This is a genomic window from Calothrix sp. FACHB-168, from assembly GCF_963889195.1.
Lineage (GTDB): Bacteria > Cyanobacteriota > Cyanobacteriia > Cyanobacteriales > Nostocaceae > Aulosira > Aulosira anomala_A.
The window spans coordinates 1-12,996 of the sequence record NZ_CAWPNJ010000061.1 but is presented as its reverse complement, the minus strand read 5'-3'; the positions used below and the strand labels follow the sequence as shown (position 1 = coordinate 12,996).

General features: G+C 42.9%; 11 protein-coding genes. 7 read left to right on the top strand and 4 right to left on the bottom strand.

Annotation, left to right across the window (positions count from 1 at the left end):
• Nucleotides 1–629: 629 nt before the first annotated feature.
• A complete protein-coding gene (locus AACW45_RS30260; protein ID WP_190636875.1) occupies nucleotides 630–2,372 on the top strand; it encodes an ABC transporter ATP-binding protein in 1,743 nt (580 codons plus the stop codon).
• A 104-nt stretch (nucleotides 2,373–2,476) separates the two neighbouring features.
• A complete protein-coding gene (locus AACW45_RS30255) occupies nucleotides 2,477–4,273 on the top strand; it encodes an ABC transporter ATP-binding protein (protein ID WP_190636823.1) in 1,797 nt (598 codons plus the stop codon).
• Nucleotides 4,274–4,696: 423 nt separating this feature from the next.
• On the opposite strand, the gene AACW45_RS30250 is transcribed toward AACW45_RS30255, so the two are convergent.
• Entirely contained in the window at nucleotides 4,697–5,500 is an 804-nt protein-coding gene (locus AACW45_RS30250) for a pentapeptide repeat-containing protein (RefSeq protein ID WP_190636820.1), read from the bottom strand.
• Nucleotides 5,501–5,749: 249 nt separating this feature from the next.
• On the opposite strand from AACW45_RS30250, the gene AACW45_RS30245 reads away from it, so the two are divergent.
• The 5 genes from AACW45_RS30245 (at nucleotide 5,750) to AACW45_RS30225 (ending at nucleotide 9,433) form a co-directional block, all read left to right on the top strand.
• A complete protein-coding gene (locus tag AACW45_RS30245) occupies nucleotides 5,750–6,337 on the top strand; it encodes a phycobiliprotein lyase (RefSeq protein ID WP_190636818.1) in 588 nt (195 codons plus the stop codon).
• Between the two features lie 182 nt (nucleotides 6,338–6,519).
• Nucleotides 6,520–7,251 carry a 15,16-dihydrobiliverdin:ferredoxin oxidoreductase gene (locus AACW45_RS30240; protein ID WP_190636817.1) on the top strand — a complete coding sequence of 244 codons (732 nt, stop codon included), beginning with the start codon at nucleotides 6,520–6,522 and terminating at the stop codon, nucleotides 7,249–7,251.
• A gap of 68 nt (nucleotides 7,252–7,319) precedes the next feature.
• A complete protein-coding gene (locus AACW45_RS30235; protein WP_190636815.1) occupies nucleotides 7,320–8,075 on the top strand; it encodes a phycoerythrobilin:ferredoxin oxidoreductase in 756 nt (251 codons plus the stop codon).
• Between the two features lie 133 nt (nucleotides 8,076–8,208).
• On the top strand, nucleotides 8,209–8,487 hold the full coding sequence (locus tag AACW45_RS30230; RefSeq protein ID WP_242045795.1) for a hypothetical protein: 279 nt from the start codon (nucleotides 8,209–8,211) through the stop codon (nucleotides 8,485–8,487).
• A 34-nt stretch (nucleotides 8,488–8,521) separates the two neighbouring features.
• Nucleotides 8,522–9,433, top strand: coding sequence for a HEAT repeat domain-containing protein (locus tag AACW45_RS30225; RefSeq protein ID WP_190636813.1), 912 nt, complete (start codon nucleotides 8,522–8,524; stop codon nucleotides 9,431–9,433).
• Between the two features lie 167 nt (nucleotides 9,434–9,600).
• Here the strand turns inward: AACW45_RS30225 and AACW45_RS30220 are convergent, their stop codons facing one another.
• From AACW45_RS30220 to AACW45_RS30210, 3 genes are all read right to left on the bottom strand, one after another.
• On the bottom strand, nucleotides 9,601–9,927 hold the full coding sequence (locus AACW45_RS30220) for a hypothetical protein (protein ID WP_096589631.1): 327 nt from the start codon (nucleotides 9,925–9,927) through the stop codon (nucleotides 9,601–9,603).
• A 386-nt stretch (nucleotides 9,928–10,313) separates the two neighbouring features.
• Entirely contained in the window at nucleotides 10,314–11,273 is a 960-nt protein-coding gene (locus AACW45_RS30215) for an orange carotenoid-binding protein (protein ID WP_096646458.1), read from the bottom strand.
• Nucleotides 11,274–11,393: 120 nt separating this feature from the next.
• On the bottom strand, nucleotides 11,394–12,437 hold the full coding sequence (locus AACW45_RS30210) for an HNH endonuclease (RefSeq protein WP_190636811.1): 1,044 nt from the start codon (nucleotides 12,435–12,437) through the stop codon (nucleotides 11,394–11,396).
• Between the last annotated feature and the right edge of the window lie 559 nt (nucleotides 12,438–12,996).

Here is a 12,996-nt window from a genome sequence, read left to right as displayed (position 1 = left end):
CAATATTTAATAAAAAATAGGGTAAAGAAGGTTTTGTGATTTCTTCGTCTCTACATTAATGGATTTTTAACGCAAAATATATAGTCTAGAGAGATATATTTTTATTAAATTATACTGTGATTTAGGCTACATTTTACTTTGTAACAAAGCGAGTTATTTGATATAGTAATTAAGCTGATTTTTTCTCTATTTGTAGTGAAGATTATTTCTCAAAGCCTTGATAAGTTTGGAGTTAAGCACTTGCAGTATGATTTATGTAGTTGATAACTTAATAATAATCAAAAGTTCTTAAGCAATATTAATACCTATTTAGTGATTTATTTAACAAAAGACGAGCATGGATGGTGAGTCGATAAAAATTTTTTACAACAAAGCATCTAAGCGTATTTAAAAGAATTGTAGTAAATAATTCAACCATCATCTGTGATTAATTTTAATGGGTTGCTAGATCCCCGACTTCTTAAAGAAGTCGGGGATCTTAATACCACCACCTTATGACAACGAATGAGACAACCCAGTAGATATATTTAAAGCCAAACTACTCTTGTATGAATATGGGAGATAATCTTTTAAAGATACAGGGGTGAATTCCATTGCGACCACAATCAGAACTCACTGAAAATTCGTCGATGCAAGCGATCCGGCGAGTGCTGGGAAGCTTGAGCAACTATCGGTGGATTTCTGTAGGAGCTTTATTAAGTCTCTTACTTTTGACAGTTGCGAACGCCGTTACCCCCCAATTATTTCGCTGGGGAATCGATGGCGGAATTGTGCCGCGCAATTTGCAAATTGTACTTTACAGTGCAGCTTGGATGGTAGTAGCGGCGATCGCGCGCGGTTTGTTTAATTTTGGACAAAGCTACTGGGCGGAAGCCGCTTCCCAAGGTGTAGCCTATGATTTACGCAATAAGATTTTTAGCAAAATTCAAAACCTGAGTTTTAGCTATCACGATCGCTCGCAAACTTCCCAGCTATTAACTCGCGTTACCAGTGACATCGAGCAAATCCGCACCTTTATTGGTACTAGCTTAATTCAAGTCATCGGTGCAGTGGTGACATTAGTTAGTATTGCGGTGGTGCTGTTAATTATGAATTGGCAATTGGCATTAATTACTTTAACAGTAGTGCCGATTTCCGGTTGGTTAATGGCAAGATTTATTACTCGCAATCAAAAATTATTTGGACAAGTACAAGAACAATTAGGTAATTTAAATGCTATCTTGCAAGAGAATTTATTAGGAATTAGGGTAGTTAAAGCTTTCGTGCGGGAGTCTGCGGAAAAGTCGCGTTACACCGCACTCAATGATAGCCTGGTCAAAGCGAATATGAAGACCATTGACGCTATTCATAATACTTTCCCCTTTATTTTCTTGCTAAGTAACTTGGTAACTTTGGCAGTGTTTGCCTATGGGGGAGCGCAGGTAATTAATAATGATTTTTCCATTGGCGAACTTGTAGCTTTTAACTCTTATTTAGTATTAATTCTCCAACCAATTTTACTCATTGGTTTTGCCGCTCCCGCGATCGCATCGGCGGCGGCTTCAGCGCAACGAGTTTATGAAGTGGTAGACGCCGCAGTAGAAATTCGCGATCGCGCTGATGCTGTGGAATTTGATACTTGCAGTGGGAGAATCACCTTTGAAAATGTCTCTTTTCGTTATCCCGGAGCCACTACCCCCGCCTTAAAAAGTGTATCTTTTGAAACTAAGCCCAGAGAATTAATCGCCATCTTGGGCATGACAGGTTCCGGTAAAAGCACCATCATGAACTTGATTCCCCGCTTTTATGACGTTACCGCAGGCTCAATTCGCATCGATGGACGAGATGTGCGGGATTTTAGCTTAAAAAGTTTGCGATCGCATATCGGCATCGTTTTCCAAGAAACCACCTTATTCTCTGGTACCATCCGCGAGAATATCACCTATGCTAAACCCCACGCCAGCTTGGCAGAAGTGATTTCCGTCGCCAAAACTGCGCAAATTCATGATTTTATCACCAGCCTACCTGATAGCTACGAAACCATAGTCGGGGAAAGGGGTATAGGTTTATCGGGAGGACAAAAACAGCGAATTGCGATCGCTCGTACCTTACTCACCGATTACAGTATTCTCATTTTGGATGATAGTACCTCTGCGGTTGATGCTCAAACAGCCGCCCAAATCCAAGCCGAACTCGATAATTTCATGCGCCAAAAAGCCTGTGTCACCTTTGTCGTAGCCCAACGCATCAGCACAGTCAAAAATGCCGATCGCATCTTTTTAATTGATAAAGGGCGCTTAGTCGCCCAAGGAACCCATGAAGAATTGATGCGCACCAGCCCGCTTTACGGCGTAATTTTGGAATCTCAAGTTACTAAAGTCAATAGTCAATAGTCAATGGTCAATAGTCAATAGTCAATAGTCATTTGTCCCCCTTGTCTCCCTTGTCCCCCTTGTCTTCCTTGTCCCCCTTCCCTAGCCCCTAACCTAAAATTCCTATGCGAGGTATCGGCCCTGTTGTTGCATCTGAGCAACAAGCAACTAATCAAGTCTCCACTTTGCGCCGCTTTTTACAATATTTCCAACCTTACCGCAAAGAAATTCCTCTAGCCTTGACATTTGTAGTAATTGGTGCATCAACACAAGCGATCGGGCCTTTTTTACTCGGTTGGTCTGTTGATAACTTAATTGCCAAGGGTAATTTACAGGGTTTACTGTTGTTATTACTCTTACTAGCGCTAATTTATGGGCTGGGTATTTTGGCGATTCGCGGTCAAATTATGCGCGTCGGTTGGATTATGCAGCGCTTGTTGGCACAATTGCGCCAAGATATTTTTCTGAAAATTCAAAGTCTACCATTAAGCTTTTTTGATCGCAGCGAAGCCGGCGATTTAATGAGTCGCCTGCTGAATGATGTGAACACCGTAAATCAGGCATTTGGACAGACAATTGCGCAAATGCTAGGTAACGTTTTCAGCTTAGTAGGCATTGTGATTGCGATGCTGGCAATTAATCTACAACTGGGTTTATTAAGCAACCTTGTTGTTCCCGTGATGATTATCACTACCAGCTTGTTTGCGCGTTGGGCTAGAGATAAATTTCGGGTTACCAGAGAAACTATCGGCGAACTTTCCGCCAAGCTAGAAGAAGATATTGGTAGTGTGCGCGAAGCTCAAGCCTTTAATCGCGTACATCTTAACATTGCTGAATTCGATATCCTCAACGCTGCCAACCGCGACGCTAATGTGGAAGCTGTCGCTATTACTGCGGCATTTTTACCATCAATTGATTTTCTCAATACCTTAGCAACGGCTGGGGTTTTGGCTTATGGTGGTTATTTAGCTGTCACTGGTGGCGCGACTGTGGGTGTAGTCACATCATTTTTATTGTATGTGCAGCAATTCTTTCGCCCCATCCAAATCCTTAGCCAATTTTACACCCAAGCACAATCCGCTTTTGCTGGCTTAGAGCGAATTTTCTTTCTGCTAGATGAACCATCTCAACTCAAAGATGCCGCCAATGCAACAGAAATGCCAGAAATTCAAGGTGAGGTAACTTTTGTTGATGTTAAATTTGGCTATAATCCCCAGCAAATGGTGCTAAAAGGTGTAAATTTACAAGCTAAACCAGGGCAAATGATTGCCTTAGTCGGCCCCACAGGCTCAGGCAAAACCACGATAATTAACTTAATTTTGCGATTTTATGATGTCTCGGCAGGTGCAGTAGAAATTGATGGCATTGATGTGCGGAGTGTTACCCAAGCCAGTTTACGCCGACAAATTGGCATAGTGCTGCAAGACAATATTTTATTTAGCGGCACCGTGGCAGAAAATATCGCTTTTGGCTTGCCTCATGCTACCCAAGCGGAAATTGAAGCGGCGGCGCAGATGGCGAATGTTCATGAATTTATTACCTCATTACCTCAAGGTTACAGCACTCAATTAGGCGAAAGAGGCGCGCCACTTAGCCAAGGGCAACGCCAACTGATTAGTATTGCCCGTGCGGTATTGATTAACCCGAAAATTTTGATTTTAGATGAAGCTACTAGTAGTATAGATACACGTACCGAAGCTTTAGTACAAACTGCGATCGCTCGTTTGTTGCAAGGTCGTACTAGTTTCGTAATTGCCCATCGTCTCAGTACTGTTACGCAAGCCGACCAAGTGCTAGTCATCCAGCAAGGACAAATCGTTGAGCGGGGAACCCATACCGAATTAATTGCCGAGCAAGGTGTCTATGCGAACCTATACGCCCTGCAATTAGGTGCAGCTACTACTAGTACTCTGACAAGTTAACTTTGCTGGGTGAATCATTTTTTTATTTCTCTTATCTACCTCTTTCTTAGCGCCCTTCGTGCCTTCGCGGTTTGTTTCTTTACCCCTTAAAGTTGGGTTGCCAGACTACTAGTGTGTCAGGGTTGAAATGAGGGACAGTAGTGTGAGCGTCTCGCTCACGCGGGCAAGACTTCGGCGTGAGCGCTCAGTCGAACGCTGCCCGCACTACCAAAAACCCCTCAAAACAAAATTGACAGACTACTACTGGTCTATCGCATTAATTTTGCTGGGTTGGTAGTTGCGATTTATCGCTTACAGCAGTTTTCATGCATTTGACCCACAACCGTAGTAGGGGCACGGCACCAGTAAGATTATTGTATATATGAGAAGATTTTGGATGCCGTGCCCCTACAGTGTGGTCGAATGCCCCCACTATAAATGCCATCAAGTTTCCAGGCTGGCGCGTGTGGTACGACGGGTTAAAGCATGAGCTGTATCTAGTTCTTGTGCTGGTTGGCTTAAAAGGCGCGATCGCATCTCCTCAGTTAGTCCCTGAACATGGGTAAAATCTGCCCCAGCAATGCTTTCTAGTTGCTCAAATTCCACACCAGTCAAATCGGCTGCGCGTAAATCAGCACCGGCTAAATTGGCACCATTTAACCGCGCATTACGTAAACATACTCCCGGTAACCAGGCTTTGCGCAAATCAGCTTGACTTAATCTTGCTCCTTGAAGATTCGCACGAGTTAGATCCGCTCCCCCTAAATAAGCACCCAACATACTTGCACCCTGCAAATCAGCATGACGCAAGTTAGCTGTATTTAATTGGGCACCATTCAAATAGGCATTAGGCCCAATTGCCCCCGAAGATTTGTAATTAAAGCCTTCAGGAAAGAGGGTTTGGCTATCATATCTCGCGCCTAGCAGCTTGGTATTGGTTAAATTAGCTCCTCGTAAATCCGCACCACTGAGATCTACTCTGTACATACAAGCTGCCTGTAAATTGGCATCTGTTAAAATCGCATAACTGAGATCTGCTGCTCGTAAATCAGCGCCACTGATATCTGCTGCACTCAAATCCGCTTTGCTCAGATTGGCGCGAATCAAAATAGCTTGATGTAAATTAGCTCTTTGCAGTTCTAAACCACTGAGGTTGAATTGATATAAATCTGCTTGCGTCAGAGCAATTCCCGCCTTGAGGACAGCCAAAACATCTAGAGGTGTCTTTTGAGTCTCTCTGCCGATCATGAATTGAAATTGTGAGATTATTGTAGGGGTATTGTACCGCGATATATCTACCCGAATTTTAGATTTTAAATTTTGGATTTTGAATTGAAGATTCACAATTTAAAAGGGTCTGATAGCAAACTAATTCATTTTCGCTCCGCCAGAAGCAAGCTACGCGGAACAATTCTCAAATCCACAATTATTTATGTCTTTGCTTGGAGTTAATCTAAAATCCAAAATCCAAAATCCAAAATTGTTTGAGGATCAGCTATGCCTTTTGTACAACCAATGACCATGATGGAGTTTTTTCACAAGAGTGAAGGAGTTTGGTTTACTCAGCGCACGGTGCATCACTTTGATGCGGTGGCGGATCAGTCGGGAGAATCAAAGCTCTATGTGGGAGTAATTACAGTCCAAGATCCCAGGGTAAAAGCTATTTGCGAAGCGCAAGGAATCGATCCAGCTAAGGCTAAGGGCGGCGCTAGCTTTATGTGGCAAGAACATGACGACGATCGCGAACCCGATCCGGAACGTGCGGCTGTATTAATTGATGTACCAGATGATGAGACAGGGCGATCGGGAAAATTGCTGCGGAATCAAGGCTATGTGGAAAAAATCCCCGTAGTTAGCCGTTATTGGTTCGGACAAGACGGCATTTTAACCATCGATACCGAATATGAAACTAACCAGGGACAGGAACGCTGCTGGTTTATGACCGATGATTTTCGGGTACGTGTAAGCACGGTAAGAATGATGAATGGCGTATATTTAATGACTTATTGCTCTGAGCGACGTTATTTAACTGAGACAAATTTAGCGCAAATGGTAGAACACAATTTATCTAGAGCCGCCCTATAAAGTCTCTATCAGATAGTTATTGGGCAGAATATCCTGTAGTTTCTGGGCGATCGCATTTTCTAGGTATTGCGCGATCGCTTCCGGCTAACGTTAAGGATCGTTACTTTGTTTAATATATTCGAGACGGCGAATCTGCGAATCCTCTATTCTCTGGGATTAAGGCAAATTAGTCTCTAACTTTTATGTATAAGTGCTTCCTTGAGCATCTGGAACAATCGCTTTTGCAACGGTTTACATTAGAGAGTCGTCCGATTCCCTCCGGACTAGAGTATCAGGTGAGCGATCGCGGCAGAAATCCCGCCACAATTCAAAGTTGGTGTTATCAATGCCCAGAATTACGCAAAATCCGCTATACATATATCGATGCAGGCGCAAGCGCTCAAATCTTTAACAGCGTGATTTATCCCAGTCATCACTACGATTTGCCCTTACTCGGCATTGACTTTCTGTCTTTCGGACAAGTGAAAAACCTGATTGTGATGGATTTCCAGCCGCTTTTTCAAGATGAAGCTTACTTGAGGAAGTACATCTATCCATTGCAGACATTACGCGATAAGTATCCAGACTTGGCGCAAAACCTGGAAATGAAATTTTATGACGCTAATCAGTACTTTTCAAAATATCTGTTATTTGCCAAAACCGATGCCGAAACAGTCAAAACACGGGTATTTGAGGCCTTCAAAGACTATCTAAACTTGTATTGGGAGATGCTAGCCCAAGCTAAACCTCTGATTGATCAGTCAGACATTCAACGGATTGTCAAAGCACAAAAAGACTACGACCAATATAGTGCCGATCGCGATCCTGCATCTGGATTATTCAGCAGCTACTTTGGTCATCAATGGTCAGAACGATTTTTGCATGAATTTTTATTTGAGGATGCTGTGCCATTAGCAGCTGTAGCAACCAAATAGAGATTTAAATCTAAATCGCCTCAACAAAATCCGGTGATTGTTCATTTTGAATTTGGAGCGAAGCGAAGTTGACTCTCTATCAGCCATTTTTAGATTACGCGATCGCGCTTTTACAGAATCGTTTAAATTTGCAGTCTTATCCTATTCCTGCTGGCTTTGAGTCCAAACAAGCAACAGTAGGTAAAGGCAAACATCACCAAGAAGTTTTAACAACTAGCTACGCCTATCAAACTAGCAAACTCCGGCAAATTCGAGCCGCCCACGTACAGGGAGGTAACTCACTTCAGGTATTAAATTTCGTAATTTTTCCGCACCTAAATTACGATTTACCCTTCTTTGGTGCAGATTTAGTCACCTTACCCGGAGGACACTTAATCGCCCTCGATATGCAACCCCTATTTCGGGATGATTTAGGATATCAGGCGAAATATACCCAACCTATCCTGCCAATTTTCCAGACGCATCAGCAGCATCTCCCTTGGGGCGGGGACTTCCCCGAAGAAGCCCAGCCCTTTTTCTCACCCGCCTTTCTCTGGACGCGCCCCCAGCAAACCGAGGTAGTAGAAACCCATGTATTTGCAGCTTTTAAAGCCTATCTCCAAGCCTACCTAGATTTTGTTGACCAAGCACAACCCATCACCGACTCCAAATATTTAACCGAAATTGAACAAGCCCAACTGCGTTATCTCCGCTACCGCGCCGAAAAAGATCCAGCAAGAGGAATGTTCACCCGTTTTTACGGTAGTGAGTGGACAGAAGAATATATTCACGGCTTTCTCTTCGATTTGGAAAGAAAACTCACATTATCAGGAGCTAGGGGCTAGTAATTTTAGATTTTAGATTTTGGATTTTAGATTTAAACCTAATCCAAAATCGGAAATCCAAAATCCAAAATTGTTTCAATGCCCCATGCCCATTTTCCTATGCTTTAGTCACTGAAATCTGAGAAAATTTAATATGGGCATTTTAAAACTACTTTTAGCAAATAAAACAGATATGTCTGATACTACAGAACTCACAGCAAACGCTCAAACTGACTCCGAAGAATTGACTCTCGCGATCGCAGAATTAGAACAATATCGCGAACGTCTGGTTAACGATACCTTGTCAATGGCACAAAAAGCTAAAGTGATGAAGGCACAAGCCCTTGCTAGCCTGCAACCTCAACTTACCCAAATAGACGCTACTCTAGAGTCGCTACGTCAGCAGCAATCTACTTTGACATCTGGTAATTAGAGGCTTTCAAAATAACGGTGATAGGGAATTTGTGATGAGTCAATCGCTCAATATTGATACTTCAGGGGTGAACGATTCCATCCTGCGAGTGCAAGCTGAAAATGATGCTTTGGTTCAAAGAGTAAACGAGCAGATTTCACTAGAAATCTTCGATGCTACAGATGAAACGGTTCTCAAGCAACTCGTAGAGGGTTTAGGAGATCCGCGAGGATTAGTGCGACTGCGGTTTGCGGAAACTTTGGGTGAAATTGGCGAAGCCGCAACGCCCTTTCTCATAGAAGCGCTGAAAAATCATTCTAATGTAGTGGTGCGACGGGCTGCTGCTAAGACACTCACAATTATTGCCGATCCTCGTGCTGTACCCGAATTGCTTCAGGCTTTTCTGAATGATGAAGATACAGTAGTCAGAAGTTCAGCAGCCGGGGCGTTAGCTAGGACAGGAGAAGCTTCTGTACCAGCGTTGCTGGACATTTTAGCATCAGATGAGCATCCCCAAGATATTAAAGGTCATGCGGCATGGGCATTGGCGTTTATTGGCTCAGAAGCAGCAGATTATCTATATAAAGCATTAAATGCTGCCTCTTTAGATGTAAGATGTGCCGTGATTGGTGCTTTAGGTCATGTAGCCCAAGAACAGTCAGATGAAAAGTCTTGCAACTTGCTGGTTTCTGCTTTGACAGATCCAGAAGCGCTGATCCGCACAGAAGCCGCCGCCGCCTTGGGACAAGTGAATTATCCTCCATCTGTACCGCATTTAATTCTGGCACTTCACGATTCTGATTTGGATGTGAGAAAAGCCGCAATTAATTCTCTGGGTAAAATTGGCGATCGCGCAGCTAATGAACCATTACAGGCCTTACTCAATGATGAACAAGAGGTAGTGCGGGTGTTAGCGAAATTAGCGATCGCCCAAATTGAGCGTCAGTCACAAGAAGATGATTGGTAACAATTTAATTTCGGGGCGGTTTTAGCGCTGTCTAATGACAAGCCGTACTCTCCGAGAAGCCTCGCTCCGCTCGTCTACCGCGTCTACGCCCAAATTGAACGCCAATCACAACAAGATGATTGGCAACATTCCCTTTCAGTTGTCTACCACCAACATTTCACCGGTAGCTACATTCGTGAAAGAGAGCCAATCTTAGTAAGTTTATCCTGATCCAGCCCCTTGAGTTCATCCAGATGCAACCATCCCTGTTTAATCAGAGTTGCAAAAACAAATACGAGAACTGAATAGTTGTAATCATACTTACCATCAATCTCATGTCTTTTGGCACTGAGAAAGTTATGTAATCGCCAGATATCTTCCAACTCGGAAATGTGAACGGCGTTGTCGCGAACGTCCTGAATCAGGGCGTTGATTTCTCGCTCATATGCTTTTTGAAAGGCGGCTTGAGCAACTTCTTGTTCTAAATCAGACCAGCTAACTTCGTTTACCTTCATGCTCCCATCCCAAAATACTCTCCTCCAAGAGAGCAAATTCACTTCATAAGGGGAACTCCAAACAATATATTATTCCGTTCAAGTTGTTAACGCTTAACAGTCAACACTTCGACAGGCTCAGTGCGGCGCAGTCAACCGTCAACAGTCAACCATCAACAATAGCTTCAGGAATATTTTTTACTTGGAAGTCCCTAATACAGTTTTCATATCGAAGATTGTGGTCAGAGCAAAGCCATACTCACAATTTTCGATATTGTACTGCGTTAGATCGCAGATTTATAATTTGTGGAGGTGTAGGGCTTTGTCCTAGTCTGGGATTGATCGCCCTATCACCTCATTTCCTAAGTCTGTTTCTAGATCAGAATCAAAAGAAAATTCTTCTAGTACTAGCGAACCAAATTCAGTAGCTCTTTGGGAGATGCTAGTAAGTCTATCGCCACAAAGAAGATTTTGTTATCAGGAGTTAGCAAGAATCTCCAAGCCATGTTCATACCCACAGCAGCGCCAAACCAAGGAGTTTGTACTGTACCTGTAACTTTAATCTGAGTGTAACCATCCTCTGCGGGTTCAGACACACCTCGCAGTGGTATTAACTTGAGGTTCTGACAATCTTCTCGGAAAAACCGATAGACTGCTTCCTTACCTGCGATCGGTTTTTGAAAGGGAGGTTGTAGCGCACCATCGGGAGTAAATAACTCAATCAACGCATCAAAATCGTTGGCATTTAAGTTATCCATGTAACTCAGAATGGTTGGATTATCAATGCCTTCGATAGTGACAGGTGTGCGTTTAGCTATTTCTTTCGGCGGAGCTACAGGTTCACTAACCTTGGTATAACTGCCTAATTTATTGGGATCGTATCCCATATCAACTACAGAATTACGCAAAACGGTAATTTGCTGTCCTGCATCTAGATCTCTAATTGCTTGCAGAACTGCAGCTGCATTGGCTGATAGTCGATAACCTTGTGGAATCGGAGCGACAATACCCTGCTCCATCCACTCTCCCAGCCGATACCAAAAACCAAGTTTGATGTTTACAGACCAAATTGCATAGGTGCGGCAAATGGGTGTATCAGCACGGTTTGCTAGGTCACACATTACCTGAGTTTGTTCCTGGAAAGACATTTGCTTGAGTTCATTCAAGGTATTTTCTGCAAATACCATATTTGCAGCACCAGGAGCAGCAATGGTAATCGTTTTACCCATTTCTAGGTAAGCAAACCAGATGAGCGCTAGCTGATCTTCAGCACTTAGTTGGTTGAAGCGAGCAATGGTTGCTGGAACTAAATCAGCAGTCAGTGTTTCGGGAAAGATACCGCGAGCTGAATCGATGGTAAACGGCATAAGTGAACCTTAATTAGGAGTTTATGGATGATCAAGCTCAACGCTTAACTGACGTTTACAGCTTTATTTGTGTAAATCTAATTAGTAGTATTAACCATTTGTAACGAAAAGTAAAGAAACTTAATAAAATTTTGTATCGGTCTTGACAGCAATTGCAGTGGAAAGCTCACCAGCAGCTTCATTGCCAAAACCACCAGCTTGAGTATGACGAACCAACGATTGAACGATTGGTACAGCAATACTCATACCAAATAAGGCATTGAAACCTGCAACTACCACTGGTGCTGACAATATAACTGTAAATTCTGGGAATAAAGCCAATACAGCCACCAACAAAAGAAAAACAATAGGTGTAGCAATACCTGCTGTTTTTGCCGTTTCTAAAATTAAAGTTTTATACTCTTCAACAGTGATATCGCCTCGGTAAAGATCCAAAGAATATGAAATCGCTGTCACCATTACCTGGGTGAGAATAGCGGTTCCCGTTGCAGTAATACCAAGTTTAGCGATTGTCCCAGAATTACTGACGATAGAATCGACAGCATTATAAACCCGAATATAAAACTGCTCCCCAACAGTCATAACTTTCGCACCGCGACGGATATTATCAACGCCTACTTCCCAAAGAATATTGTCAGCCCCATTTGAGCCACCTTGAGAGCGTGGGATAATATGACTACCATGTTTATCACTGAGAAATTGACGAATAGTCCGTTCCTTAGCTCCCAGCTTGGATGTACCAGGGATTTTCTCAAAAAGTTTGATGATATCGGAGTCCGAGCGAGGAGAGTCGCCAACTCTTAAACCAGCACGATACCTCAACCTATTGGCAATCTTAGGCATTTCTGCTGCTAATTCCGTAGCTGTCGAAGGCAAGTTTTGCAGAGCATCAGCTATAACAAGACTAGAGGTAGTAGCCCCAATAGCAGCTGCTTCAAATGCTTTACTAACATTTTGTACAGTTTGAAGACCTTGCTTTGCTGCTGTAGTTGATAATCCTTGTATATCAGTGAGTATGCTAATACTTGAGGTAGTAATATCTACAGTAGTGTTTTTAATTTCATTAACTACTTCATCTAGACCGTTAGTTGCATTAGTTGCCACTTCTTGAACTTTATCTCTAACTGTAAATGCTAGATTTTGTGCTTGGTTGATGAAATCCATGTTTTAGTAAACTGTCAAAAATAGTATTGAGTGTTTAGTCCAGCTTCTGTGTTAATCGTAAAAAACCACAAGAGCATTAATCATGAAATTGTTACCAATCTTTTTAAAGATATTGTAACCAAGTTATAGCTTTCGTGCGGATAAAGCCAAAAAATGAACTATAAACTTGGTTTAGCTCTTTATTTAGGGGGATTGGCAAATGTGTTGAGGGAGCATCCCAAATGTGCAAAAACGCCCTCACCCTATAAGGGTGGGGCTAGAAATACGAAGCCTGCCTACCCTTCGGGAACGTCTTCGACGAACGCAGGCTATCAAACTTTTAGCAAAAGAAGGCAGGCTTTGTTGGTATAGCAATACCCTTCTAGGGTATTGCGTCAAAATTGGGATGCTCCCTGTGTTGATGCTGTAACAACACTATGTGTTCGGTTACCCCTTTGACAGGTTCAATACCCGGCTACGTGAACTACTCAGGGTTTCGCTTCGCTACACCCTGAGCTTCTGTACTCACAGGCGAGTGCCGCAGGTGAGACTTTCGCCCCATCTTTGGTCTTATCTCCCC

Excerpts from the sequence above, each read along its gene's own strand:
- AACW45_RS30260 (WP_190636875.1), top strand. The coding sequence starts at position 630 with ATGCAAGCGATCCGGCGAGTGCTGGGAAGCTTGAGCAACTATCGGTGG.
- AACW45_RS30255 (WP_190636823.1), top strand. The coding sequence starts at position 2,477 with ATGCGAGGTATCGGCCCTGTTGTTGCATCTGAGCAACAAGCAACTAAT.
- AACW45_RS30250 (WP_190636820.1), bottom strand. The coding sequence starts at position 5,500 with ATGATCGGCAGAGAGACTCAAAAGACACCTCTAGATGTTTTGGCTGTC.
- AACW45_RS30245 (WP_190636818.1), top strand. The coding sequence starts at position 5,750 with ATGCCTTTTGTACAACCAATGACCATGATGGAGTTTTTTCACAAGAGT.
- AACW45_RS30240 (WP_190636817.1), top strand. The coding sequence starts at position 6,520 with ATGTATAAGTGCTTCCTTGAGCATCTGGAACAATCGCTTTTGCAACGG.
- AACW45_RS30230 (WP_242045795.1), top strand. The coding sequence starts at position 8,209 with ATGGGCATTTTAAAACTACTTTTAGCAAATAAAACAGATATGTCTGAT.
- AACW45_RS30225 (WP_190636813.1), top strand. The coding sequence starts at position 8,522 with ATGAGTCAATCGCTCAATATTGATACTTCAGGGGTGAACGATTCCATC.
- AACW45_RS30220 (WP_096589631.1), bottom strand. The coding sequence starts at position 9,927 with ATGAAGGTAAACGAAGTTAGCTGGTCTGATTTAGAACAAGAAGTTGCT.
- AACW45_RS30215 (WP_096646458.1), bottom strand. The coding sequence starts at position 11,273 with ATGCCGTTTACCATCGATTCAGCTCGCGGTATCTTTCCCGAAACACTG.
- AACW45_RS30210 (WP_190636811.1), bottom strand. The coding sequence starts at position 12,437 with ATGGATTTCATCAACCAAGCACAAAATCTAGCATTTACAGTTAGAGAT.